Genomic DNA, 25,529 nt, shown 5'->3' with positions numbered 1-25,529 from the left:
GGATGACAATCCCCATTTTATGCCTTGACCTTCCAGTGACAGGAAGGTTCATAAGCTATCCGACGCTCCCATGGAGCAATGGAGTTTGATATGGCATTGCACGACGAACACGATCACAGCCATCACGGCCACGGTCATCATCACCACCACGACGGACAGCCGCAGGAGACGATCACCCGCGATCCCGTTTGCGGCATGACTGTGGATCCCGCCGGCAAGCCGTCGCTCGATTATCAGGGCCGCACCTTCCATTTCTGCTGCGACGGCTGCCGCAAGAAGTTCGAAGCCGCACCGGAAAGCTATATCTCCGCCAAGGACCCGGTCTGCGGCATGACCGTCGACCGCGCCACCGCGCGTCATTTCCTGAAGCACGAAGGCGAGAAATTCTATTTCTGCTCCGCCGGCTGCAAGGGCAAATTCGAAGCCGATCCATCAGCCTATCTCGACGGCAACAAGCCCTCGCCGAAACCGGTACCGAGGGGCACGCTCTATACCTGCCCGATGCACCCCGAGGTCGTCAGCGACCATGCCGGCGATTGCCCGAAATGCGGCATGGCGCTGGAGCCCATGGGCGTCCCCTCCGCCGATGAAGGACCTAACCCGGAACTCGTCGATTTCACGCGCCGGCTCTGGATCAGCGCAGCCTTGTCGCTGCCGCTGCTGGTGATCAGCATGGGTCCGATGTTCGGCCTGCCCGTACGCGGCTGGATCGGCGAACCCACCGCCACATGGATCGAACTCGTGCTGGCAACGCCGGTCGTGCTCTGGGCGGCATTGCCCTTCTTCCGTCGCGCCTGGAATTCGCTCGTCAACTGCAGCCCGAATATGTGGACGCTGATCGGCCTCGGCGTCGGCACCGCCTATCTCTACAGCCTCGTCGCCACGCTCGCGCCCGGCCTGTTTCCCATGAGCTTTCATGGTCATGGCGAGGCCATACCCGTCTATTTCGAGGCCGCCTCGGTCATCATCGCGCTGGTCTTCGTCGGCCAGGTGCTGGAGCTGAAAGCGCGCGAACGCACGGGATCTGCCATTCGCGCCCTGCTCGATCTCGCGCCCAAGACGGCCCGACGCATCGGCGCCGACGGCAACGAAGTGGATGTGCCTGTCGACCAGATTGAGGCCGGCGACCGGCTGCGTGTTCGCCCCGGCGAGCGCGTGCCCGTGGACGGCTCGGTCGTCGAAGGACAATCCACCATCGATGAATCGATGATCACCGGCGAACCGCTGCCGGTCGAAAAGGCCAAGGGTGATGCATTGACCGGCGGCACGATCAACAGGAACGGTTCGCTGATCATGCTGGCCGAAAAGGTCGGTGCCGACACGACGCTGTCGCGCATCGTCGAGCTTGTCGCCAAGGCGCAGCGCTCGCGCGCCCCGATCCAGACAATGGTCGACCGCGTATCCGCGGTCTTCGTGCCCGCCGTGGTCGCGGCCGCCATCATCGCGTTTTCCGTCTGGGCCTTCGTCGGACCGGAGCCACGACTGGCGCATGCGCTGCTCGCCGCCGTCGCGGTGCTGATCATAGCCTGCCCCTGTGCGCTTGGACTGGCGACGCCGATGTCCATCATGATCGCCACCGGCCGCGGCGCACAGGAAGGCGTGCTGGTGCGCGACGCCGAGGCGCTGGAACGCTTTGCCAAGGTTGATACGCTGATCGTCGACAAGACCGGCACGCTGACGGAAGGCAAACCGAATCTCACCGACATCGTCACGGCTGACGGTATCGAGCAAGCTCATCTGTTGTCGCTCGCCGCCAGCCTCGAGCGCGGCTCCGAGCATCCGCTCGCCGAAGCGATCGTTGCGGGCGCCGAAGAGCGCGGAGCCAGCTTTGTCGAGGTCTCCGGCTTTTCGGCAACATCGGGCAAGGGCGTCGAAGGCCGTGCAGGCCATACCGCGATTGCGCTTGGCAACGCTGCCATGATGGCTGATCTCGCCATCTCGATCGACGAATTGAAAGCCGAGACCGAGCGCCTGCGCGGCGAGGGCAAGACTGTCATGTTCGTCGCCATCGACAACAGGCTGGCGGGCCTCGTCGCCGTTGCCGACCGCATCAAGCCGACGACCGCGGCCGCGATCAAGGCACTGCATGAAAGCGGCTTGAAGATCGTCATGGCAACCGGCGACAACGGCCGCACGGCAGACGCTGTCGCCAAGCAGCTCGGCATCGACGAGGTCCGCGCCGACATGCTGCCGGAAGGCAAGAAGGCGCTAATCGATGAGCTGCGAGCGAAGGGCCACATCGTCGCCATGGCCGGCGACGGCGTCAATGACGCGCCGGCGCTCGCCGCCGCCGATGTCGGTATCGCCATGGGCACAGGTGCGGATGTCGCCATGGAAAGCGCCGGCATCACGCTGGTGAAGGGCGATCTCAACGGCATCGTCCGGGCCCGGCGCTTGTCGGAAGCGACGATCCGCAACATCAGGCAAAACCTTGCCTTTGCCTTCGGCTATAATGCGCTCGGCGTGCCGCTGGCAGCCGGCGTGCTCTATCCGATCTTCGGTCTGCTTCTGTCCCCGATGATCGCGGCGGCCGCCATGAGCCTGTCGTCGGTCTCGGTCATCGCCAACGCGCTCAGACTGCGGCTGGCAAGATAGGGAGAATGCACATGAATATCGGCGAAGCATCCGACCGCTCCGGCCTGCCGGCGAAGACGATCCGCTATTATGAGGATATCGGCCTCATCCGTCCCGACCGCAGCGACAACGGCTATCGCGACTATCGCGCCGGCGACGTGCATAAGCTCCGCTTCCTGCATCGCTCGCGCAGCCTCGGTTTCTCGGTCGAGGAATGCCGGCAGTTGCTGGCGCTCTACGAGGACAAGAGCCGCGCCAGCGCCGACGTCAAGGACATCGCCACCGCGAAGCTCACAGAGATCGACCGCAAGATCCGCGAACTGACGGAACTGCGCCGCACGCTGGAACATCTGGTCCATGCCTGTCACGGCAACGAACGGCCGGATTGCCCGATTTTGGAGGAGCTGTCGGAGGGGTGAGTTTATTGTGGCGGCAGGTCAGGCGCGCCTGCCGCTGCCGCGTCTGCGGGCATGGCCCCTCATCCTAGCCTTCTCCCCGCTCATGCGGGGAGAAGGGACGACCGCGCAAAACAGCCGGTTTGAGAAGAGGATAGCCAGAGGTACGGGATAGCCCCCTCGCCCCGCCTGCGGGGAGAGGGTTGGGGTGAGTGGCCAGGCACTTCATTGCGGCGTTGGCAAGCGCGCCTGACCTGCCTCCCACATCATTCCACTCACCCAACCCGCTCAACCGCAATTGCCGTCGCCTCGCCGCCGCCGATGCAGAGTGCGGCGACGCCGCGCGTCGCGCCCCGGCGTTCGAGGGCGTGCAGCAGGGTCACGATCAGCCGCGCGCCGGTGGCGCCGATGGGGTGGCCGAGGGCGCAGGCGCCGCCATTGACGTTGAGGCGGTCTCGCGCAATGCCGAGATCCTTAGCGGCAGCCATGGCGACCACGGCGAAGGCCTCGTTGATCTCGAAGAGATCGACATCGCCGACCTTCCAGCCGGTCTTATCGAGCACCTTGCGGATGGCGGGGATCGGCGCGGTAGTGTACCAGGCCGGCTCCTGGCTATGGGTGGCATGCGCCTTGATTTCCGCGAGGATCGGCAGCCCCTCGCGCTCGGCAACCGAGCGACGCGTCAGGATCAGCGCAGCCGCGCCATCGGCGTTGGCCGAGGCGCTGGCCGCCGTGATGGTCCCGTCCTTGCGGAAAGCGGGCTTCAGTGTCGGGATCTTTTCCGGCGAGACCTTCTGCGGATGTTCGTCCTTGGCGATCGTCACCGGCCCGCTCTTTGCCGCGACCGAAACCGGGGTGATCTCGGCCGTGAAGGCGCCGTTCTCGCTTGCGGCGCGGGCGCGCGACAGCGTTTCGACTGCATAAGCATCCTGATCGTCGCGGCTGAACTGATAGGCCTCCACTGCCATTTCGCCGAAGTCGCCCATGGAGCGGCCCTTCTCATAGGCATCCTCCAGCCCGTCGAGCATCATATGATCGAAGATGCGGTCATGACCCATGCGGTAACCGCCACGTGCTTTCGCCAGCAGATAGGGCGCATTCGACATCGATTCCATGCCGCCGGCGACCGCGATCGAGGCCGAACCGGCGAGGATCAGATCATGTGCCAGCATGGTCGCCTTCATGCCGGAGCCGCAGACCTTGTTGATCGTCGTGGCGCCTACCGCATCCGGCAAGCCGGCGCCGCGTGCCGCCTGTCGGGCCGGAGCCTGCCCCTGCCCTGCCGGCAGCACGCAGCCGAACAGAACTTCATCCACCCTGTCAGCCGACAATCCGGCACGCTCCAGTGCCGAGCGGATGACGTGCGCACCGAGCTCGGTCGCCTGCAAGGACGACAACTCTCCCTGAAAACGACCAAGCGGCGTGCGCGTGGCCGAAACGATGACAACGGGATCAATAGCGGGCATGACATCTCCTCACGGTCAGAAAACGATGTGCTTTAACTCATTGCTAGCACGTTAGATGATGTTCGTCATCTAAAAATCGCGAAAATATCACTCGCCAAAATCGCCTCGACGCTGATGGCATAAAGGCGCGATTGCCCTCGTTGGAGACATATCCTATGGATATCCCAGCATAGCGAAATGGATATCTCATGCCACTTTACATCAAGGACGACACAATCGACCGGCTGGCTCGGCGCTACCAAGCGCTGACGAAAGCGTCGACCAAGACCGAAGCCGTGAGGCTCGCACTGCAGAAGGCGCTGGATGAGGAGCTGACCAAACCCGTCCTTGCCGATGTCGCCGTCGCCTTCTGCCGCAACCTCAAGCGAAAGGCGACAGCCAAAGCAGAGGGCGATCATACGACGGGAGAAGCCTGATGTTTATCGACGCTTCGGTATTGTCGGCAATGATGACTGACGAGGAAGAGGCGCGGGCCTTTGCCATCCGCATGCAGCCGGCAACAGCGCGGATGACCTCACCGCTTGCGGCAGCGCGGGCGGCAATCGAGATCTCCACCATCCTGGGGCTCTCGCCAACCGAGTCTGCGGAAGCGGTGCGCGCGTTCCTGCAGCTCATGAACATCCAGATTCTCGCCGTTCCGCCCCGTGTCGCCTTTCTGGCGGCAAAGGCATATGAGCGCTACGGCGAGGGCGGCCGCGCGGGGCGCCTTAGCCTCGACGATTGCATGACCTATGCCTGCGCCCACTATTATCGCCAGCCGCTATTGTCGAAAAGCGGCCGGTTCAATCAAACCGATATCGAAATGGCCTGAGCCACCCGATGCGATGCTGCCGTCAAGGGCAAAGCGAGGCCGAGCCTGAGGAATAGGTGTTCGAGCGCGCGCCGACCGAGTTCGGTGCGGCAGCGCATTGCAGTCGGGAAATCGAATCGCCGGCGCGGATCGGGCCGGTCACCGACGGGTCGGTGTTGATCGTGCCGTCTGGAAGGATAGCGTCCTTCGAGTGGTCGACATTGCCGACGTCGGTCTGAAGCGCCTCGACCTTGAGGTTCTTGGGGTGATGCTTATGCACCTGTTCCGCCATCGCGCCGCTGGACATGCCAATGACGAGGGCCGAGATAGCGAGAGTTTTGAGCAGCATGAGACTGCCTCCTGTGGGGGGTTAAAGCTCCATTTATATGGGAACTCGTTAACCGATTTACAGCGGCTTGTATCTCAATATCGTTAAGAGTTTGAAGGTTTTGACGACGTGTTGATTTTGTGCCGCGACACCTCCGCGCCGGCATCGTGCGGCAGGCTGATGAAACGCAGCGAAGAGACGGCGCCGATCAAGGCGACGACGAGGAAAGCCCAGCGAAAATCGACAGGAGAGAGCGTGGCGCCACCATGAATGGTGTGCGAGAGATTGAGAACAGCCGCGGCAACGGCAACGCCGAGCAGCAGCGAAACCTGCTGCAGCATGCTTGACAGGGTCGAGGCGGAACTGCGCTGGGAAGCATGGATATCGGCAAAGCCGAGCGTATTCAGCGCGGTGAAATTCATCGATCGTGACAGGCCGGCCGCCAGCAGCAGACAATAGATCAGCCAGTTCGACGTCGATGGCGACAGAAATGCGAAACCGCCGATGCATAGGGACGAGATCAGACCGTTGACCACGAGCACATTGCGGAAGCCGAAGGCTCGCAGCATCTGTGTCGTGATCGCCTTCATGCCGAGGTTGCCGGCAAAGTAGAACAGGAGATAAGTGCCGGCGTTGATCGCGGTCTGGCCGAAGCCCACCTGGAAGAGCAGCGGCAGCAGGAAGGGCGTGGCGTTGATCGCCACCCGGCTCGCCGTACCGGCCGACAGCGTCGACATGGCGAAAGTCTGGACCTTGAAGGCGGAGAGATCGAGCAGGGGTGCATCGACCCGCATGAAATGCCGGGTAGCGATGACGGAAAACACCACGCCGACGGCGATCAGCCCGACGCTGGCCACGACAGCGGTCGTGCCCTGGACGACGAATTCGAGACCGGCGAGCAGGAAGGTCAATCCCGCTGCCGACTGCAGGAAGCCGATGAAATCGAGCGGCGCAACCCTCTCCTCGCGCTGATCCGGCACGAAGCGCAGCACGAGGCCGAAGCCAATGATGCCGATCGGAATATTGATCAGAAAGTTCCAGTGCCAGCTCAGATAGGTGGTGATGAAGCTGCCGAGCACCGGACCGATGACGGGCGCCGTCAGCGCCGGCCAGGTAATCATCGACATCGCATGCACCAGATCGGATTTGCGCGCATTTTTGAGCACGATGATGCGTCCCACAGGCGTCATCAGCGCGCTGCCGATACCTTGAACGGCGCGGGCAATGACGAACTCGGCGAGGTTGCCGGAAAGGGCGCAAAACAGCGATGCCACGGTGAAGATGGTGATCGATGCCAGAAACACCCGCCGCGCGCCGTAGCGGTCGCCCGCCCAGCCCGCAAGCGGCACGAAGGCCGCCATGGTGAGCAGATAGACCGTGATGCCGATGCTCATCGACACCGGCTCGACGCCGAATGTGCTCGCCATCTGCGGCAGCGACGTCGTGACGATGGTGCCGTCGAGGATCTGCATGAAGAAGGCGACGGCGACGACGAAGGCGATAATGCGGGATTGCCGGCCGAAACTGGTCTCGGAAGGATGCTCTGTGGTCCGGACAACGGTCATTGCATGGAATTTCAAAGAATGGGGTTCAGGGCGTGGTCGGACTCCGCCGACGGCAATCATACGATCATTGAATACGCCCATCATTGCCGCTTGCAAAGCCGCAAACCCATGCGGGAGCCATCAAAAATTGACACGGTGACATAAGAAACCGCGATCTCTGCCGGATTTGCTTCGGCGGCACCCTCTGCCCTCCAACATCGAGCAGGCTTCAATCGTTGGAATAACGCTGCTCACGCCAGGGATCGCCATACATGTGATAACCATTCTTCTCCCAGAAGCCGGCCCTGTCGGCGCCGATGAACTCGATGCGGCTCAGCCACTTGGCGCTTTTCCAGAAATAGAGATGCGGCACCACGAGACGCATCGGCCCGCCATGCTCGCGCGTCAGCGGCTGGCCTTCCCAGGTTGTTGCGAGGATCGCATCCTCCGCGGCAAAATCCGACAGCGGCAGGTTCGTCGTATAGCCGTCATAGCTGGTCAGCAGCACATGATGCGCCTCGGCCGTCGGCATGGCGAGATCGAGCAGATCGCGAGTCGCCACTCCCTCCCAGCGATTGTCGTAGCGCGACCAGGTCGTCACGCAATGAATGTCGCTGATGCGGGTGCTCTGTTCGATCGCCTGAAAGCCAGTCCAATCAAGGCTGAGCCGCCTTTCCACAAACCCGAACACATCGAGCCGCCAGCTCGACAGCGAAACCTGCGGCTGCTGCCCGAGATCGAGCACCGGCCAGTTCTTGACGAGATGCTGACCCGGCGGCAACCGCTCGGTCTCAGGCCGGCTGATGCGCCCGGTCAGAAACTTGCCCTCCGCCGCCCAGCGGCGCTTGGAGGTTGTGAGCTTGCTATCGGCGGGGATCTGATCGTCGCTCATCGGGGTACCCTCTCTGCTGCGCGGAAATAGGATAACCGGGCCATGCCCATGTCAAGTCAAAGAGCGGCCGATAGCCGACTATATTGCCTCGATTTCGATGAGGAACAATTGCGCCGAACCCGAAATCGGATGTTGCGTGGAAGCCTCGTTCGAGAGGGCTAGGCAATCGCCTGCAATCAGGACCGCGCCATTGATTTCGGCAGTTCCCCGATGGCAAAGAATCAATGCGGTCTCGCTCTTAGGCTCAACCTTGCCATTTCCCTCAACCGAAATGCGCCGCACCGAATGCGTGAAGCGTCCCCGCCGCGTCATCACGTTGAGATCGGTGATCGTCCCGTCGATCAAAGTCGCGGAAGTCGGCGCATCCGCCGCGAAGGATAGCGGATCGCTTGCCTGCGTCAGACGCTCCGGTTCGCGGCCCTCGATGAAGAGGGTCATTCCCTCTCCCTCGAGAATGGATAGCGTGCGATCGATACCGGGAAAGACCGAAAACGGCCCATCCGTGGCAACCGTCGCCATGCTGACGCGCCAGTCGAAGTCGGCAAGCCCGACGCCGTCGGGCGAAACGGCGATTTCCACCGTTTCTCCGCCGCCGTTCTTCCAGGGCATGCGCTTGTGGTCACTGGCGCGCAGCAGCTTCATCTTCAGTTCCCCAGGATGGCCGGCAGGCGCAGGCCCTGCTCCTTGGCGCAATCGATGGCGATGTCGTAGCCGGCATCGGCATGACGCATGACGCCGGTCGCCGGGTCGTTCCAGAGGACGCGCTCCAGACGGCGGGCGGCATCATCCGTGCCGTCGGCGCAGATGACCATGCCGGAGTGCTGGGAAAAGCCCATGCCGACGCCGCCGCCATGGTGCAACGACACCCAGGTGGCGCCGGAAGCAGTGTTGAGCAGCGCGTTCAAGAGCGGCCAGTCGGAAACGGCATCCGAGCCGTCCTTCATCGCTTCCGTCTCGCGGTTCGGCGAGGCGACGGAGCCGGAATCCAGATGGTCGCGGCCGATGACGACGGGCGCCTTCAGCTCGCCGTTCCTGACCATTTCGTTGAAGGCAAGGCCGAGGCGGTGACGATCGCCGAGGCCGACCCAGCAGATGCGCGCCGGCAGGCCCTGGAAGGCGATGCGCTCGCGCGCCATGTCCAGCCAGTTATGCAGGTGGGTGTTGCCGGGGGTGAGTTCCTTCACCTTGGCGTCGGTCTTGTAGATATCCTCCGGATCGCCGGACAGGGCAGCCCAGCGGAACGGACCGATGCCGCGGCAAAAGAGCGGGCGGATATAGGCGGGCACGAAGCCGGGGAAGGCAAAGGCGTTTTCGAGGCCCTCGTCCTGCGCGACCTGGCGGATATTGTTGCCGTAATCGAGCGTCGGCACACCGGCATCCCAGAAGGCGACCATGGCCTCGACATGAACCTTCATTGAGGCGCGGGCGGCAGCTTCAACGGCCTTCGGGTCGCTCTCGCGCTTCGCCTTGGCTTCAGCCACGGTCCAGCCGAGCGGCAGATAGCCGTTCAACGGGTCGTGGGCCGAGGTCTGGTCGGTGACGATGTCGGGACGCGGACCGCCGGCCTTCATGCGCTTCACCAACTCGGGGAAGATTTCGGCGGCGTTGCCGAGCAGGCCGACGGACTTGGCTTCGCCGGCCTTCGTCCACTTGTCGATCATGGCAAGCGCTTCATCGAGCGTCTTTGCCTTTTCATCGACATAGCGGGTGCGCAGGCGGAAATCGATGCGGGTTTCGTCGCTCTCGACGGCGATGCAGCAGGCGCCGGCCATGACGGCCGCCAGTGGCTGTGCGCCGCCCATGCCGCCGAGACCGCCGGTCAGGATCCACTTGCCCTTGAGGTTGCCGTTATAATGCTGGCGGCCTGCCTCGACGAAGGTCTCGTAGGTGCCCTGCACGATGCCCTGCGTGCCGATATAGATCCACGAGCCGGCCGTCATCTGGCCGTACATGGCAAGGCCCTTCTTATCCAGCTCGTTGAAGTGATCCCAGGTCGCCCAGTGCGGCACGAGATTGGAATTGGCGATCAGCACGCGCGGCGCATCCTTGTGGGTGCGAAACACGCCGACCGGCTTGCCGGATTGCACCAGCAACGTCTCTTCCTCGGTCAGCGTCTTCAGCGTCGCGGCGATGCGGTCGAAATCGTCCCAGGTGCGGGCGGCGCGGCCGATGCCGCCATAAACGACCAGCTCGTTCGGATTTTCGGCCACATCCGGATCGAGGTTGTTCATCAGCATGCGCAGCGGCGCTTCGGTCATCCAGCTCTTGGCGTTGAGCTCCGGGCCGCGAGGGGAGCGGATTTCGCGGATATTATGGCGTGGGTTTGTCATGTCACATCTCCAAGGAGGGCAGGATGTCGGTTGAAATCGAGGCATTGAGCGCGCCTGAAGCGATGAGGTCGCTGGCGGCCTTGAGGTCGTTTGCCATGTAGCGGTCTTCTTCGAGCGATGGCACGACGGTGCGGATCGCTGAGATGGCAAGGGTCAGTTCCGGGCTGGTCGCCAGCGGCGCGCGCAGCTCGACACCCTGGGCGGCGGTCAGCGCTTCGATGCCGATGATGCCGAAGAGATTGTCAGTCATGCCAAGCAGGCGGCGCGCACCGTGGCAGGCCATGGACACATGGTCTTCCTGGTTGGCGGAGGTCGGCGTCGAATCGACCGAAGCCGGATGCGACATCTGCTTGTTTTCCGACATCAGCGCCGCCGAGGTCACCTCGGCGATCATCAGGCCGGAATTCAGGCCCGGCTTCTTGGCGAGAAACGCCGGCAGGCCGTAGCTGAGCGCGGGGTCGACGAGCAGCGCGATACGGCGCTGCGCGATCGCGCCGATTTCGCAGACGGCAAGAGCGATCTGGTCGGCGGCGAAGGCGACCGGCTCGGCATGGAAATTACCGCCGGAGACGACGGAATTATCAGACAGCACAAGCGGATTGTCGGTGACTGCATTGGCTTCGATTTCGAGCGTGCGTCCCACAGAGCGCAGGAGATCGAGGCAGGCGCCGTCGACCTGCGGCTGGCAGCGGATGCAATAGGGATCCTGCACGCGCTCGTCGCCCTCGATATGGCTCTCGCGGATCACCGAGCCGGCCAGCAACCCGCGAAGGGCGGCGGCGGTATCGATCTGGCCCTTGTGGCCACGCAGCGTATGGATATCGGGGTGGAACGGTGCGGAGGAGCCCATGGCCGCATCCGTCGACATGGCGCCGGTGATGAGGGCCGCCTGGGCGGCGCGATGGGCACGGAAGAGACCGGCAAGCGCCAACGCGGTCGAAACCTGCGTGCCGTTGATCAGCGCCAGCCCTTCCTTGGCGGCGAGCACGACCGGCTTCAAGCCTGCCTTTTCGAGTGCCGCAGCACCGGAAAGACGCTCTCCGGCATAGAAGGCTTCGCCATGGCCCATCATGACGGCGGTCATATGCGCGAGCGGAGCAAGATCGCCCGATGCACCGACGGAACCCTTTTCCGGGATGACGGGCACGACACCCTTGTCGAGCATGGCCTCGATCAGCCGTACCAACTCCAGCCGCACGCCCGAAGCACCGCGCCCGAGCGAAACCAGCTTCAGCGACATGATGAGACGGACGACATTGTCAGGCAGCGGCTGACCGACGCCGCAGCAATGGGAGAGGATGAGATTGCGCTGAAGCGTGGCGACATCGGCGCTGTCGATCTTGATCGATGCCAGTTTGCCGAAGCCGGTGTTGATGCCATAGACAGGCGCATTGCCGGCGGCAATCTCGGCGATCCGGGCGGCGGCCTTGGCGATGCCCGCATCGAAGGAGGCATCGAGCTTAGCCGGCTCACCGGTCCAATAGATCGTCGCCAGTTGCTGCAGCGAAACGGAGCCGGGATGGAGAACGACAGTCATCGGTTGAACCTTTTTCCCTTGAAGACATGAGCATGGAGCGGATTAAAGCCGATGCGATAGACCAGCTCCGCAAGGCTTTCGACGTCCCAGATAGCAAAATCGGCCGACTTGCCGGCTTCGAGCGTCCCCGTCTCGGACAGCAGGCCAAGGGCACGCCCGCCTTCGCGGGTGGCGCCAGCGATGCATTCCTCGACCGTCAGGCGGAAAAGTGTGGCAGCCATGTTCATGGTCAGAAGCAGCGACGTCAGGGGCGACGTCCCTGGATTGGAGTCCGTGGCGATAGCGATCGAAACGCCCGCCTCGCGCAGAGCCTTGACAGGCGGCTTCTGCTTCTCGTTGATGGCATAGAAGGCGCCCGGCAGGAGCACGGCAACCGTTCCCGCCGCAGCCATGGCCTTGACGCCGTCCTCGTCGAGATATTCGACATGATCAGCGGAAAGTGCGCCATAGGAGGCCGCAAGCTTGGCGCCGCCGAGATTGGAAAGCTGCTCTGCGTGGAGCTTCACCGGAATGCCGAGCGACCGGGCAAGATCGAAGACCCGGGCGATTTCCGCCGTCGAGAAGGCAATCCCTTCGCAGAAGCCGTCGACGGCATCGACGAGACCCTCTGCATGCGCCTGCCTCAATCCGGGCAGCACGACATCGTCGATATAGTCGCCGTTACGGCCTTTGTACTCCGCCGGCGTCGCATGCGCGCCGAGATAGGAAGTGACGACCCGGACCGGGCGAACTTCTTCGAGCCGGCGAGCGGCCCGCAGCATCTTCAATTCGGATGGGATATTGAGGCCGTAGCCGGACTTCACCTCGATCGTGGTGACACCTTCGGCCAGCAGCGTATCGAGCCGCGGCAGCGCGACGGCAACAAGCTCATCCACCGACAGCGCACGCGTAGCGTTGACGGAGGAGACGATGCCACCGCCGGCGCGGGCGATTTCCTCGTAGCTAGCACCCTCCAGCCGCATCTCGAATTCGCGGGCGCGATTGCCGCCATAGACGATATGCGTGTGGCAATCTACCAGACCGGGCGTGACCCAGCGACCCTCGAGATCGATAGCATCAGCGTTGGAGACATCGGGCAGATCGGCTTCGCTGCCGGCAAAAACGATGCGGCCATCCTTCGTCAGGATCGCACCCTTCTCGACCGTACCAAGCCGAGCCGAGCCCTCTTTCAAGGTCGCCAAACGGGCATTGCGCCAGACGCGGATTGCGCCGTCGCTTGCCGTGCTATCTTCGGAAAAATTGTTCCCACGCATCAGCTTTACGCCTTTCATCGTTGGCTCATAATGTATATACATATTAAAAAGGCTGACAAGAGGGATTTTGGACTCCAAGTCCGAAAGGAAAGGGTGAGACCATGACGACACTTCACGCACGCTCGGCATTGCTTGGCGACGGATGGCACGAAAATGTGCGGCTGACCCTCGAAGGCGGCCGCATTGCCGATATCGCCGTTGATGTCGCGCCCGAAGGCGGCGACAACAGGCAGGATATTCTCGTGCCGGCGGTGCCGAATCTGCACAGCCACGCCTTCCAGCGCGCCATGGCCGGCCTTGCCGAAGTCCGCGGCCCGGCAAATGACAGCTTCTGGAGCTGGCGCACCGTCATGTATAAATTCGCGCTGTCGATGACCCCCGATCATGTCGAGGCCGTTGCCGCGCAGCTCTATATGGAGATGCTCGAAGCGGGCTTCTCCCGCGTCGGCGAATTCCATTACCTGCACCATGACAAGGATGGCAGCCCCTATGCCAATATCGCCGAACTGGCGGAGCGCATCGGCGCGGCCAGCGCCGAAACCGGCATTGCCCTGACGCTGCTGCCAGTCTTCTACGCCCATTCCGGCTTCGGCGGCGCGGCCCCCATCGACGGCCAGCGCCGCTTCATCAATTCGCTCGAAAGCTTCGAGGCGCTGATGGCCGGCTGCCGCTCGGTAACAAGCCGCCTGCCCGGCGCCGAACTTGGGATCGCACCGCACAGCCTGAGAGCCGTGACGCCGGAAGAACTTGTAAAGCTCGTGCCGATGGCCGGTGACGGGCCAATCCATATCCACGTCGCCGAACAAGTGAAGGAAGTCGAGGATTGCGTTGCCTGGTCCGGCGCGCGGCCGGTGGAATGGCTGCTCGACAATGCTCCGGTCAATGACCGTTGGTGCCTGATCCACGCCACCCATATGACCGAGAATGAAACCCGGCGGATGGCAAAGAGCGGCGCGATCGCCGGCCTCTGCCCCATCACCGAGGCCAATCTCGGCGATGGCGCATTCGCCGCCCCTCTCTTCCTGGGGGAAGGCGGCCGTTATGGCATCGGCTCGGATTCCAACATCCTGATCTCCGTTCCGGAAGAACTGCGGCAACTGGAATATTCGCAGCGACTGGCACTGCGCGCCCGCAACGTCATCGCCTCAACAGGCGGCTCGACGGCGCGGATGTTGTTCGATGGCGCGCTGGCAGGCGGCGGCGCAGCCCTGAAAGCGCCGGCTGGGCTTGCCGTCGGCAACTACGCCGACATGGTTTCCCTCGATGCCGGCGCCGTGCCGTATCTGTCCGGCGACCGCGTTCTCGATCACTGGACATTTGCCGGTGGCGTCACGGTCGACAGCGTCTGGGTTTTGGGCCGCAAGCAGGTCGAAGGCGGTCGCCACATCAAGAGAGAGACGATCTCCGCACGGTTCCGGCAGGCAATGGCCGAGCTGATCGGTTGAGAAACCACTTTTCCTCCCGCCGATTGGCCCTTAAATAATTCACGGGAATTCCCATGTCTTACACGGAGATGGCAGGCGGCATGACCACGGGTAAAGAGGCGACCCTGCATCAGCGTATCCTGAGCGATATCGAGGGCCAGATCGTCTCGGGCGCCTGGCCGCCGGGTCATCGCATCCCCTTCGAGCTGGCCTTGGCGGAGCAATATGATTGCTCGCGCATGACCGTGAACAAGGCGCTGACCCAGCTTGCCCGTGCCGGCCTGATCGAGCGGAGAAAGCGCTCGGGCAGTTTCGTCACCCATCCGCTGGCGCAATCGGCCGTGCTGGAAATCCACGACATCGAATCGGAAGTCCAGTCGCTCAACCTGCCCTATTCGCACAAACTCGTGAAACGCACCGAGCGGCGCGACCGGCCGGAGGACGCGCGGCGGCTGCAGTTTGCAGGCTCCGTCCCAGTGCTCGAAATCAGCTGCATTCACTATGCCGGCCCGCGACCCTTCTGTCTGGAAGATCGTGTCATCAACCTGGATGCCGTGCCGGAGGCGGCCAAAGCCGACTTCGCGACCTTGCCACCGGGCCCCTGGTTGCTGAACCAGGTGCCATGGAGCACCGCCGAACACCAAATCCGTGCCATATCCGCCGAGGGCGAGGCCGCCGCGAGCCTTGACGTTCCCAAGGGGACCGCCTGTCTTGTCGTCGAACGGCGCACATGGAGTTCCACCGGCCCGATAACCCATGTCCGCCTTACCTATCCCGGCGATCGTCACAGCCTGGTGGCGCGCTTTACCCCGTCGAGCTGACCGACACCGCCCGCTATGGCCGCTGCTGCGTAGGCTCGGTCTGCATGGGTATGAGACTGTCGGATTGGCGCAGCGGCTGAGCGGGATCGACCAGCAGGATGCTGAGCGCAATCAACACCAGTGCCAGAATCAGAATGATACCGATCAGAAGTGGACGAATCGCGGTCATATCGGTTCTCCAACCTCCCCAGCCCAGCGCAACGGCGCGACAGGGATTTCGAGACAACCACCCCAGTCTAACGTCAAACGTTAAGCAAAGTTTGATGTTTCCGCACTTATTCCGGTTTTTCCAATCAATTCTCGGGCGGAACATAGCCCTCATCTCACGCTTGTTTGAATGGCGAACGGCAGAGCCGGCGCATAGGATCGTTGTGTCGATGGCCCCGCCCGCCAATCCCCGCAAGGATATCCCACTGGCCGGCTCAGCATCGCATCAAACACGACCGGCTCACCGCTCGGCCGATATCTCAAGGAGACACTGCCATGCATCGCAAACGCCTGATCACGGGTGCGCTGACGCTCACCGTCGCAATGTTCGCCGCGCTGCAAAGCGTTGATGCCGCCGAACGCGTCAGGGTACGCGGCACCGTCGAAAGCCTCGATGGCGACACGCTCAAGGTCAAATCCCGTGACGGCAATGACGTGACGGTTGCGCTGAAATCCGGCTGGAACGTCAGCGGCGTCGTCCAGGCAGCCGTCGATGACATCAAGCCGGGCGATTTCGTCGGCATCGCTTCGCAGCCGACTGACAGCGGCATCAACGGCGCCATAGAAGTCGTCATCTTCCCGGCAGCATTGAAGGGAACGGGAGAGGGCGATCGCCCCTGGGATTCAAAGCCGAACAGCTCCATGACCAATGCGACGGTCGCCAATGCCGTGACCTCGGTGAATGGCCCGACATTGACGCTCACCTACAAGGGCGGACAGCGCAAGATCAACATTCCCAAGGGCACGCCCGTCGTGACGCTGGCAACCGCCACGAAAGCGGATCTGAAGCCCGGTGCCGGTGTTTTCATCACCGGAGAGCAAACTGACGCTACGACCGTATCAGCCGACCGCGTCGCCGTCGGCCTCAACGGCACCGTGCCGCCGATGTGATCGCCAGGAGAACCGGCACACTGCGCGACTGCCTTGAACTCGGCCTCCAAAAGTAGGACCTCTGCTTCAGAGATCATTACCGAGGCGCGCATGAGCACGACTGTAAAAGCAAAGGGACAGGTCACGATTCCCAAGGCCGTTCGCGACATGCTGGGAATCGGATCTGGCAGCCAGGTCGATTTTCGCCGGACGGCCGACGGCAACATCGTCGTCGTACCGGTGGATGCGGGCAAACAAGTCAGCCGGTTTGCCAAGTTTCGCGGGCATGCCGGAAAGGGCATGAGCACCGACGAGATCATGGCATTGACGCGCGGCGATGGCTGACGTGATCCTTGTCGATTCCAACGTCCTCCTGGATATCATCACGAATGATCCGGTGTGGTTAGATTGGTCGTTGGCACAGCTTGATGGCGCAAGCCTTCTCGGCCCTCTTTGCGTCAACGATGTCGTCTATGCCGAGATCTCGGTTCGCTACGATAGAATAGAAGATCTCGACGCCATGCTCGCGGAAACCGGCATCGAGATCATGCCCATCCCGCGGGCAGCGCTCTTCCTCGCAGCCAAGGTTTTCACCCAATATCGCAAATCGGGCGGGACACGCGGCGGTGTCCCGCCCGATTTTTTCATTGGTGCTCATGCGGCCGTTAGCGGCCTGTCCCTGCTGACCCGCGCCACGAAGCGCTTCCAGACTTACTTCAAGTCGGTCACGCTCATCAGTCCACCGACCTAAGCGCGGAACAGGAAGCCCTACTCCGCCGCCTGCGCATGCGGACGATGATCGATCGCCTCGCCCTCGTCGTCGTCTTCTTCCGGTTTCGGCTGCTTCCAGGCGATCAGGCGGTAGAACATCGGGATGAAGAAAGTGGCGATGAAGGTTGCCGCCAGCATGCCGCCGATGACGCCGGTGCCGATTGCATGACGGCTGGCCGAACCGGCGCCGGTGCTGATGGCGAGCGGGACGACGCCGAGGATGAAGGCAAGCGATGTCATCACGATCGGGCGGAAGCGCAGCCGCGCCGCCTCGAGTGCCGCGTCAGCCGCACTCATCCCTTCCTTGCGTTTCAGCACGGCGAACTCGACGATCAGGATGGCGTTCTTTGCCGCGAGGCCGATCAGCGTCACCATGCCGATCTGGAAATAGACGTCGTTGGTGAGCCCCCGCAGATAGGTGGCGAGCAGCGCACCGAACAGCGCGAAGGGGATCGCGGTGATGACGGCGAGCGGCAGGCTCCATTTTTCATACTGCGCGGCAAGAATGAGGAACACCATGATGACGCCGAAGATCATCGCCTGCGTGCCGGCACCACTGGTCTCCAGCTCCTGATAGGCAGAGCCCGTCCAGGCGATCTGGAAGCCCTCAGGCAAGGTCTCGGCCGCCACCTGCTGCATGGCCTTGATCGCATCGCCTGATGTATAACCCGGCGCCGGATTGCCGGTGATCTTGGCGGCGTTGAAGGCATTGTAGCGTTCGAGTTGGTCCGGCCCGATGACGCGCGACACCTTGATGAGCGCATCGAGCGGGATCATCTTGCCGCTGTCGGAGCGCACGAAGACCTGGCGCAGATCGTCAGGCGATTCGCGGAAGGGCGCCTCCGACTGCAGATTGACCTGATAGTTGCGGCCGTAGAGCGTGAAATCGTTCACGTAGAGGCTGCCGAAGGTCGCCTGCATGGCATCGAAGACCGAGTTGATCGGCACGCCGAGCGCCTTGGCCTTCTCACGGTCGAGATCGGCGCGGAACTGCGGGACGTTGGTGTCGAGTGTGGTGCGCACCGCCGCAAGCTCCGGCCGCTTGGAGGCGGCCGCGACAAGCTTCTGCGCTTGCTCCGAAAGCCCCGCGACGCCCTTGCCGCTGCGGTCCTGCACATAGACCTCGAAGCCGCCTGTCGTCGACAGGCCCTGGATCGGCGGCGGGTTGAAGGCAAGCACCATGGCGTCCTTGAGGCCCATGTTGGCGCCGATCATCGGGCCTGCGAGATTGCGGGCGTCGAGTTCGGGCGTCTTGCGCTCGCTCCAGTCCTTCAGCGTCACGAAGGCAACGCCGGCGCTGCTCTTCAGGCCGCCCGACAGCAGGTCGAAGCCGGAGACCGCAAAGACGTTCTCGACGCCGGGAAGCTTCTCGGTGTTGGCAAGCGCCTCATCCATGACGGCCTGGGTGCGCGTCAGCGAAGCCGCCGGTGGCAGGATGGCGATCTGGAACAGCGAGCCCTGGTCCTCGTCCGGCACCAGCGAACCCGGCAGCGTATAGAAGAGATAGCCGGTCACGCCGAGCAGGCCGGCAACAAGCACGCAGCCGACGATGACGCGCTTCAGGAAGAAGGCGACACCGGCCGCATAGCCCTGCGTCAGCCGCTCGAAAGCACGGTTGAAGATACGGAAGGGCAGTACCGGCTCGTGATGGCCGGGCTTCAGGATCAGCGCGCAGAGTGCCGGCGTCAGCGTCAACGCCACGATACCGGACAGGGTGACCGAGATCGCGATAGTGACGGCGAACTGCTTGTACATCTGGCCCGCCAGCCCACCCATGAAGGAGACCGGGATAAACACGGCGCAGAGCACCAGCACGATGGCGATGACCGGGCCCGTGACTTCGCCCATCGCCTTGATGGCCGCCTTCTTCGGCGACAGCTTCTCCGTCGACATCAGGCGCTCGACATTTTCGAGCACGACGATGGCGTCGTCGACCACGATGCCGATCGCCAGCACCAATCCGAACAGGGTCAAGAGATTGATCGAGAAGCCGAGCAGATACATGCCGGCAAAGGTGCCGATGATCGAGATGGGCACGGCGATGACAGGGATCAGCGTTGCGCGCCAGTTCTGCAGGAAGACGAAGACGACGACAATGACGAGAAGGATCGCCTCGATGAAGGTGTGCACCACCTCCTCGATCGATACTTGGATGAACTTCGTCGTGTCGTAGGGAATCTGATAGGCGACCCCATGCGGGAACGATTTTTGCAACTCGTCGAGACGGCCCTTGAGTGCCGCCATCGTATTCAAAGCATTGGCGCCCGGCTGCAGATAAACGGCGATCGGAACTGCCGGTGTGCCGTTTAGGCTGCTTTGGATGGAGTAGCTCTTGGTGCCGAGTTCGATGCGCGCCACGTCCTTCAGCCTCAGCGTCGCGGCATTGGCCGTCGAACGCAGGATGATTTCGCCGAAGCCGTCGACATCGGGCAAGCGCCCCTGTGTCGTCACGGTATAGGTGAAAGCCTGCGGATTGTTGCTGGGCTGGTCGCCGAAGCGACCGGCGGCAAATTGCGAATTCTGCTCCTGGATGGCGGTCGCGACATCGCTCGGCGTCAGATTATATTGCGCCAGCTTGTCCGGCCGCAGCCAGATGCGCATCGAATAATCGACATCGCCGAGCAGGTTGACGTCGCCGACGCCGGGAATGCGTTTGAGATCGTCGATGACGTTCAGAAGCGCGTAGTTGCCGACATAGGTGCGGTCGTAGCGGCTGTCGGTGGAATACATCGCCACGAAGCCGAGGATGGAGGTCGAACGCTTGGTGACGACGACGCCGAGGCGTGTGACGTCCTGTGGCAGGGTCGAGACCGCACGCTGCACGCGGTTGTTGACGTTGATCGCAGCCTGGTCCGGATCGGTGCCGAGCGCGAAGGTCACTGTGATCTGCATCGCGCCGCTGTTGGAGTTCGTCGACTGCATGTAGAGCATGTTTTCGACGCCGTTGATCTGCTGCTCCAGTGGAGCTGCAACGGTCTGGGCCACCGTCTCGGCGCTGGCGCCGGGATAGGTCGCGGTGACCACCACCTGCGGCGGCGTCAGCTCGGGATATTGCGCGATCGGCAGAATGCGTATGCAGACGGCGCCCGCAAGCAGAATGACGATCGAGATCACCGCCGCGAAAACGGGGCGATCGATGAAGAATCTGTTGCCCAACATCAGTTCTGCGCCACCTTTTTCGCGTCCTTGGGCGTTGCATCCGCCGTCGCCTGCACAGCTGCGCCCGGGCGCACCTTGATGATGCCTTCGGTAATCAGCTTGTCACCGGCCTTGAGGCCCGAAAGCACCAGCCAGCTGTTGCCGACCTTCTGGCCGAGCGTTACCGGATTGACGTGCGCCTTGCCGTCCTGGTCGATCGTGTAGACGAATTGCCCCTGCGGGCTCTGCATCAATGCCACTTCCGGGATCGTGATGGCGTTGTCGAGCGACACGCCCGTTACCCGCGCGCGCACGAACTGGCCCGGCAGCAGCCGGCGATCGGGATTGTCGACCACGGCGCGGGCCTGCAGCGTGCCGGTCGACACGTCGATCGTGGAGGAGGTGAAGTCGACGACGCCGTCATGATCGTAGCTCGTGCCGTCGCCGAAAGAGATTTTGACGCCGAGATTGGGCGCCTCGCCCTTGGCCTTTTTCATGTCGACGAGCCGGCGCACTTCCGCAGCCTCGGAATCCGAGAAGGAGAAATTGACATAGACCGGATCGAGCTGGGTGATGTTGGTGAGCAGGCCGGTATCGCCCGTGGTGCCGATCAGGCTTCCTTCGGAGACCTGCTCCAGGCTGGTGATGCCGCCGATCGGTGCGGTCACCTTGGTATAGTCGAGATTGAGCTGCGCCGTCTGAACCTGTGCCCGCGCGGCCGCGACCGCCGCTTCCGCCAGCTCCCGCGCCGAAATGGCGTCGTCACGAGCCTTTTGTGTCGCTGCATTCTGGTCGAACAGGTTGATGTTGCGCTTTTCCTCGCGCTGAGCCTGAGTGAGCTGCGCCTGCGCCTGCTGAAGCTGCGCCTGAGACTGGGCGAGCGCTGCCTGGTAGGTCGCCGGATCGATTAGGAACAGCACATCGCCGGCCTTGACCTCGGCACCTTCGACAAAGTTTCTTTTCAACAGGATACCGCCCACGCGCGCCCGCACATCGACTTGCCTAAAGGCGGAGATGCGCGCAGCATATTCGTAGGAGAGCGATACGGTCTGGGGCTTGACCTCGATTGCCGTCACCTGCGGCGGCGGCATCTGTCCGGCCTGCTGCGCGAGGGAGGGAAATGCGCCGAAAATGAATAGTCCGGCTGCGGCGAGACTGCTGCGCAGGAGGAGAGAAATATGCATCGTCATGGAAAATCACCGCGATCTCAGACATTTTTGTTGCGCCGCAATATACAAACATCCATGAATGATTGTAAACATCAAATCGACGTGACTTTTTGCTCGATATCGTGTGCCGCGCATTGGCGCTTAGATATTAGCGTATGAAATCAAATACATGGAATGAGGCGAATGACCCCCTTTCGCCTCAAGGAAGCTTCGAGGAGGAGCATGCGCAGAACCAAGGAAGATGCCGCCAAGACCAGAGAGGAAGTCCTGACCGCCGCCGCCGCGGTTTTCTATGAAAACGGCGTAAGCGGCTCCAGCCTCGAGAAGATCGCCCAGCGTGCCGGCGTAACACGCGGCGCGATCTACTGGCATTTCAAGGACAAGGCCGAGGTTTTGACGGCGCTGCATAGCGAAATCCGCCTGCCGCAGGAGGCGATCGTCGATCATGCGCTGGAACATGGCCACGACGATCCTCTGGGCCTGATCGAGCAGGCATCGATCGAGGTCGTGCATATCCTGGCGAATGACGAGCATCAGCAGCGCGTCTTTGCCATTATGATCCTCGGCTGCGAATTCACCGAGGATCCCTCCGAGACTGCCCAGCGCATCATCACCGCCAACGCCGAAATGTACGAAAAGCTGCAGAAGCTGATCGACATGGCCGACCAGCAAGGCAAGCTCGCGAGCGGCTGGACCGTCGACACCGCCGCCCGCGCCTTCCAATGCTCGATGAACGGTCTTTTTGCCGAATGGCTGCGATCGGGAAAGTCGTTTCCGGTGGTCGATGTCGGCGAGAAGCTGGTGCGCAGCCTGATCGGCTCGATGCGGCGCAGCCAAGACCGGTAACTATTCGCGGGCGTGCCGCATGGCTTCGGCAAGAGAGATGTCCGACTTGATCTCCCGGGTCGACATCGATGTCACGGTGTGCCGCACGCCGGGCAGCCTGTTGAGCTCCTGCCGCAGCAGCCAGTCGAGCGCCGCCATGTCGGTGGCCAGAATATGCAGGAGATAATCGGCCTCGCCGGTGGTCGCATGACAGCGCCAGATCAGCGGATGGCGTCGCACGGCGGCTTCGAAGACATCGAAACGCTCGACATCGATCGAGACCTGCACGAAAGCCTCCAGGCCGAAACCCAGCCGGGCCGGATCGAGCGCCGTCCTGTACCCCCTGATCACGCCCGCCTCCTCCAGCGCCTTCACCCGCTTCCAGCACGGCGTCTTGCTGAGGCCGACCAGCTCGGCGAGAGCGGCAAACGAGATCCGGGCATCCGCCTCCAGCGCGGCAATGATCTTGTGATCCAGTGCGTCCAATTTCATCGTTCTTTCCATATCGCTGAAAATGATCGATCGTACTCCTGTTTTCCAATTTTGGGTGACAAATTGGAACAATGTTCAAGCTGAAATTTCGTATCCTTCGATAGGAGCAAACATGCTTGGCGGCCGCGGGCCGGATGAAAAGGGAACGAAGATGCAAAAGGAAGAATACTACGCCCGTATCGAAGCGCCCGACATGCGCGACTACGGCGTCTACCTGCAATGCGACAAGCTGCTTGCCTGTCAAAAGCCGTTGAGCGGCATGGTCAACGGCGATGAATTGCAGTTTCAGATCGTTCACCAGGTGGAAGAGCTCTGGATGAAGCTCATCGCCTACACGCTGGTCGACGTCATCGGCTTCATGGAGGAGCGCAACACGCACCGCGTCGTAACCCTCATGGGCCGCGTGCATCGGCTCATGCGCATGATGACGACCCAGCTCGACCTCCTGGAAACCATGTCGCCAAAGGAATACCAGGAAATCCGCCTGCAGCTCGGCAATGGCAGCGGCCAGGAATCGCCCGGCTTCAAGTTCCTGCTGCGCATGCCGCCAGATCTCTGGCACGCCTTCAAGGCGCACTATCTCGATGCCGCCGGACTGACGATCGAGGATATCTACGACGGCAAATACGATCACGGCGACAGCTACGTGGTCGCGGAAGCCTTGGTGGAATTCGACGAACTGTTCCAGAAATTCCGCGCCAACCACATCTATCTCATCCAGCGTTCCATCGGGCTCGGTTCGAAATCCCTGAAAGGCCGGCCGGTCGACCTGTTGCAGGCCGGCGCCCGTCACCGCTTCTTTCCCGATCTCTGGGATATCCGCGCTGAGATGACCGATCGTTGGGGCAGCCAATATGGTGTGGTCCGGGATTCCATTTCCAAGCATGACGCCGCCGAATAGGCGACGGCCGAAAGCAACCTTCCGCCGCGCGGCGTCACGCGACGGAAGGTTTTCATTGCCCGCGCACAAGCGCGACAGTGGGGTTGGCGCGATATGTGTCCCTCCTCACAAGGCGCGTCGTTATCGCCTATAGTCGACGACGATCTTTCCGACGGCGGACCCTCCTTCCACGAGCGTGAAACCTCTCCTCCCCACAATAACAGCGACGTCAACTCCGGCGGCAACGGCATAGGCAAGGTGCTTTGCTGCCCGATAAAATGCCAAAACCATGAAATATAGCCTATTGCATAATGTTGATATCCAGCATATTTGTTTAGTCACTTCAAAATTCGATCCTCCCGGAGTCCGCATGACGCAAATTCAGGAAGCCGCCGCGCAAGGCCGCGCATGGAAATTCGCGAGCGCCGACGAGGACGACCGCCCAAGCCTTCCCGAAGTCAATTCCACCATCAAGGTTCCCCATACCGGCACCTGGGTTCGGCGCCTGATCGCCTTCCTCGGACCGGGCTATATGATCTCCGTCGGTTACATGGACCCCGGCAACTGGGCGACGGACATCGCGGGCGGCTCGCAATTCGGCTACACGCTGCTTGCCGTCATCATGCTGTCCAACCTGATGGCGATCCTGCTGCAGGCACTGTCGGCCCGGCTCGGCATCGTTACCGGCCGCGATCTTGCCCAGGCCTGTCGCGATCACTATCCGCGGCCCGTCAACCTAGCTCTATGGTTTGCCTGCGAACTGGCCATCATCGCCTGCGACCTCGCCGAAGTCATCGGCACGGCGATCGCTCTGCAGCTGCTCTTCGGAATTCCGCTGATCGGCGGCGCATTGATCACCGCGCTCGACGCCTTCCTGCTGCTGCTTCTGATGAACAAGGGCTTCCGGTATCTCGAAGCCTTCGTCATCGCGCTGCTGGTCGTCATCGCCACCTGTTTTGCCGTGCAGATCGTCGCTGCCGCGCCTCCGGTCGCAGGCATCCTCCACGGCTTCATCCCCTCGCCCGAGATCGTCACCAATCCCGCGATGCTCTACATCGCCATGGGCATCATCGGCGCGACCGTCATGCCGCATAATCTCTACCTGCATTCCTCGATCGTGCAGACCCGCGCCTATAAGCGCAATGACGAAGGCCGCCGCGACGCCATCAAATGGGCAACCCTCGACAGCACCATCGCCCTGATGCTGGCGCTCTTCGTCAACGCCGCGATCCTGATCGTCGCTGCCGCCGCTTTCCACACCAGCGGCCATGCCGACGTTGCCGAGATCGGTCAGGCATACGAACTGCTGTCGCCGCTGCTCGGCCTCGGCATCGCCTCCACGTTGTTTGCCGTCGCGCTGCTCGCCTCAGGGCTCAATTCGACCGTTACGGCGACGCTCGCGGGCCAGATCGTGATGGAAGGCTTCCTCCGCCTGCGGATTCCGCATTGGGCAAGGCGACTTTTGACCCGCGGCCTCGCAATTATTCCGGTTGTGTTCGTGACCGCTATTTATGGTGAAAAAGGCACTGCCAATTTGCTCGTGCTGAGCCAGGTCGTCCTGTCCATGCAGCTGCCCTTTGCTGTCATCCCGCTGGTTCAATTCGTCACGAATCGCGAGAAAATGGGCAAATTCGTCGTCTCGAGAAGTATTGCCATTCTCTCCTGGCTGGTCGCGGCAATCATTCTGGTGCTGAACTTCAAGCTTCTCTACGACACCATCTTCGGTTGACGAATCATCCGGAACGCGCGAATCTGGACCTGTGGACGATCACGGCAATTAACAGACTCGTAATATTTGCCTAGATTTCGCCATGATTTGCCCT

The 25,529-nt window shown here is 62.1% G+C and carries 24 protein-coding genes; 12 read left to right on the top strand and 12 right to left on the bottom strand.

Features of this window, described 5'->3' with window-relative positions; genetic code table 11:
- Nucleotides 1-90 precede the first annotated feature (90 nt).
- Together GA0061101_RS04755 and cueR are read left to right on the top strand one after the other, a co-directional pair.
- On the top strand, nucleotides 91-2,595 hold the full coding sequence (locus GA0061101_RS04755; RefSeq protein WP_092573257.1) for a heavy metal translocating P-type ATPase: 2,505 nt from the start codon (nucleotides 91-93) through the stop codon (nucleotides 2,593-2,595).
- 11 nt (nucleotides 2,596-2,606) lie between these two features.
- Nucleotides 2,607-2,993, top strand: coding sequence for a Cu(I)-responsive transcriptional regulator (gene cueR / locus GA0061101_RS04750; protein ID WP_037196031.1), 387 nt, complete (start codon nucleotides 2,607-2,609; stop codon nucleotides 2,991-2,993).
- Between the two features lie 251 nt (nucleotides 2,994-3,244).
- Here the strand turns inward: cueR and GA0061101_RS04745 are convergent, their stop codons facing one another.
- Entirely contained in the window at nucleotides 3,245-4,435 is a 1,191-nt protein-coding gene (locus GA0061101_RS04745) for an acetyl-CoA C-acyltransferase (RefSeq protein ID WP_092573140.1), read from the bottom strand.
- 188 nt (nucleotides 4,436-4,623) lie between these two features.
- Between GA0061101_RS04745 and GA0061101_RS04740 the strand changes: the two genes are divergently transcribed.
- Complete coding sequence (locus tag GA0061101_RS04740) at nucleotides 4,624-4,851, top strand: type II toxin-antitoxin system VapB family antitoxin (RefSeq protein ID WP_037196027.1); 228 nt, start codon at nucleotides 4,624-4,626, stop codon at nucleotides 4,849-4,851.
- The gene (locus tag GA0061101_RS04735; protein WP_092573139.1) at nucleotides 4,851-5,246 is read left to right on the top strand and encodes a type II toxin-antitoxin system VapC family toxin; all 396 of its coding nucleotides are present in this window, start codon (nucleotides 4,851-4,853) and stop codon (nucleotides 5,244-5,246) included. The genes GA0061101_RS04740 and GA0061101_RS04735 overlap by 1 nt, the downstream gene beginning before the upstream one ends.
- Before the next feature lie 22 nt (nucleotides 5,247-5,268).
- On the opposite strand, the gene GA0061101_RS04730 is transcribed toward GA0061101_RS04735, so the two are convergent.
- The 7 genes from GA0061101_RS04730 to hutI form a co-directional block, all read right to left on the bottom strand.
- A complete protein-coding gene (locus GA0061101_RS04730; protein WP_047553839.1) occupies nucleotides 5,269-5,574 on the bottom strand; it encodes a hypothetical protein in 306 nt (101 codons plus the stop codon).
- Nucleotides 5,575-5,657: 83 nt separating this feature from the next.
- Nucleotides 5,658-7,118 (bottom strand): MFS transporter, encoded by a 1,461-nt coding sequence (locus GA0061101_RS04725; RefSeq protein ID WP_092573138.1) that lies wholly within the window; start codon nucleotides 7,116-7,118, stop codon nucleotides 5,658-5,660.
- 208 nt (nucleotides 7,119-7,326) lie between these two features.
- Nucleotides 7,327-7,989, bottom strand: a complete 663-nt coding sequence (locus GA0061101_RS04720; protein WP_047637725.1) for a sulfite oxidase-like oxidoreductase — start codon at nucleotides 7,987-7,989, stop codon at nucleotides 7,327-7,329.
- A gap of 78 nt (nucleotides 7,990-8,067) precedes the next feature.
- On the bottom strand, nucleotides 8,068-8,631 hold the full coding sequence (locus GA0061101_RS04715; protein WP_092573137.1) for a HutD/Ves family protein: 564 nt from the start codon (nucleotides 8,629-8,631) through the stop codon (nucleotides 8,068-8,070).
- 2 nt (nucleotides 8,632-8,633) lie between these two features.
- Nucleotides 8,634-10,319: a urocanate hydratase gene (gene hutU / locus GA0061101_RS04710; RefSeq protein ID WP_047637723.1), complete on the bottom strand. Its 1,686-nt coding sequence runs from the start codon at nucleotides 10,317-10,319 to the stop codon at nucleotides 8,634-8,636.
- Nucleotide 10,320: 1 nt separating this feature from the next.
- Nucleotides 10,321-11,856 (bottom strand): histidine ammonia-lyase, encoded by a 1,536-nt coding sequence (gene hutH / locus GA0061101_RS04705; protein WP_037196011.1) that lies wholly within the window; start codon nucleotides 11,854-11,856, stop codon nucleotides 10,321-10,323.
- On the bottom strand, nucleotides 11,853-13,109 hold the full coding sequence (gene hutI / locus GA0061101_RS04700) for an imidazolonepropionase (protein ID WP_092573256.1): 1,257 nt from the start codon (nucleotides 13,107-13,109) through the stop codon (nucleotides 11,853-11,855). The genes hutH and hutI overlap by 4 nt, the downstream gene beginning before the upstream one ends.
- Before the next feature lie 101 nt (nucleotides 13,110-13,210).
- Here hutI and GA0061101_RS04695 point away from each other — a divergent pair, with 101 nt between their 5' ends.
- Together GA0061101_RS04695 and hutC are read left to right on the top strand one after the other, a co-directional pair.
- Complete coding sequence (locus GA0061101_RS04695; RefSeq protein ID WP_047553850.1) at nucleotides 13,211-14,554, top strand: formimidoylglutamate deiminase; 1,344 nt, start codon at nucleotides 13,211-13,213, stop codon at nucleotides 14,552-14,554.
- Between the two features lie 80 nt (nucleotides 14,555-14,634).
- Nucleotides 14,635-15,354: a histidine utilization transcriptional repressor HutC gene (gene hutC, locus GA0061101_RS04690; RefSeq protein ID WP_092573255.1), complete on the top strand. Its 720-nt coding sequence runs from the start codon at nucleotides 14,635-14,637 to the stop codon at nucleotides 15,352-15,354.
- A gap of 13 nt (nucleotides 15,355-15,367) precedes the next feature.
- On the opposite strand, the gene GA0061101_RS39285 is transcribed toward hutC, so the two are convergent.
- Entirely contained in the window at nucleotides 15,368-15,523 is a 156-nt protein-coding gene (locus tag GA0061101_RS39285) for a hypothetical protein (RefSeq protein ID WP_167669529.1), read from the bottom strand.
- 314 nt (nucleotides 15,524-15,837) lie between these two features.
- Here GA0061101_RS39285 and GA0061101_RS04685 point away from each other — a divergent pair, with 314 nt between their 5' ends.
- The 3 genes from GA0061101_RS04685 to GA0061101_RS04675 all read left to right on the top strand — a co-directional run bounded on the left by GA0061101_RS04685 (nucleotide 15,838) and on the right by GA0061101_RS04675 (nucleotide 17,182).
- Entirely contained in the window at nucleotides 15,838-16,452 is a 615-nt protein-coding gene (locus GA0061101_RS04685) for a single stranded DNA-binding domain-containing protein (RefSeq protein WP_047553853.1), read from the top strand.
- 90 nt (nucleotides 16,453-16,542) lie between these two features.
- Nucleotides 16,543-16,776, top strand: a complete 234-nt coding sequence (locus GA0061101_RS04680; RefSeq protein WP_092573136.1) for an AbrB/MazE/SpoVT family DNA-binding domain-containing protein — start codon at nucleotides 16,543-16,545, stop codon at nucleotides 16,774-16,776.
- Nucleotide 16,777: 1 nt separating this feature from the next.
- Nucleotides 16,778-17,182, top strand: a complete 405-nt coding sequence (locus GA0061101_RS04675; protein WP_092573254.1) for a type II toxin-antitoxin system VapC family toxin — start codon at nucleotides 16,778-16,780, stop codon at nucleotides 17,180-17,182.
- A gap of 17 nt (nucleotides 17,183-17,199) precedes the next feature.
- Here the strand turns inward: GA0061101_RS04675 and GA0061101_RS04670 are convergent, their stop codons facing one another.
- Both GA0061101_RS04670 and GA0061101_RS04665 read right to left on the bottom strand, forming a co-directional pair.
- Nucleotides 17,200-20,361: an efflux RND transporter permease subunit gene (locus GA0061101_RS04670; protein WP_092573135.1), complete on the bottom strand. Its 3,162-nt coding sequence runs from the start codon at nucleotides 20,359-20,361 to the stop codon at nucleotides 17,200-17,202.
- Nucleotides 20,361-21,524: an efflux RND transporter periplasmic adaptor subunit gene (locus GA0061101_RS04665; protein ID WP_173412156.1), complete on the bottom strand. Its 1,164-nt coding sequence runs from the start codon at nucleotides 21,522-21,524 to the stop codon at nucleotides 20,361-20,363. Before GA0061101_RS04665 ends, GA0061101_RS04670 begins: the two co-directional genes overlap by 1 nt.
- Nucleotides 21,525-21,731: 207 nt before the next feature.
- Here GA0061101_RS04665 and GA0061101_RS04660 point away from each other — a divergent pair, with 207 nt between their 5' ends.
- Nucleotides 21,732-22,355: a TetR family transcriptional regulator gene (locus GA0061101_RS04660; RefSeq protein WP_047637713.1), complete on the top strand. Its 624-nt coding sequence runs from the start codon at nucleotides 21,732-21,734 to the stop codon at nucleotides 22,353-22,355.
- On the opposite strand, the gene GA0061101_RS04655 is transcribed toward GA0061101_RS04660, so the two are convergent.
- Nucleotides 22,356-22,826, bottom strand: coding sequence for an Lrp/AsnC family transcriptional regulator (locus tag GA0061101_RS04655; protein ID WP_037196181.1), 471 nt, complete (start codon nucleotides 22,824-22,826; stop codon nucleotides 22,356-22,358).
- Between the two features lie 112 nt (nucleotides 22,827-22,938).
- On the opposite strand from GA0061101_RS04655, the gene GA0061101_RS04650 reads away from it, so the two are divergent.
- Both GA0061101_RS04650 and GA0061101_RS04645 read left to right on the top strand, forming a co-directional pair.
- Nucleotides 22,939-23,727, top strand: a complete 789-nt coding sequence (locus GA0061101_RS04650) for a tryptophan 2,3-dioxygenase family protein (protein WP_245297436.1) — start codon at nucleotides 22,939-22,941, stop codon at nucleotides 23,725-23,727.
- Between the two features lie 349 nt (nucleotides 23,728-24,076).
- On the top strand, nucleotides 24,077-25,435 hold the full coding sequence (locus GA0061101_RS04645; protein WP_037195996.1) for an Nramp family divalent metal transporter: 1,359 nt from the start codon (nucleotides 24,077-24,079) through the stop codon (nucleotides 25,433-25,435).
- The last annotated feature ends 94 nt before the right edge of the window (nucleotides 25,436-25,529 follow it).

This window comes from Martinezella lusitana (assembly GCF_900094565.1).
GTDB lineage: Bacteria > Pseudomonadota > Alphaproteobacteria > Rhizobiales > Rhizobiaceae > Rhizobium > Rhizobium lusitanum.
The sequence above is the reverse complement of the archived record's forward strand: the minus strand, read 5'-3'. Positions and strand labels throughout refer to the sequence as shown.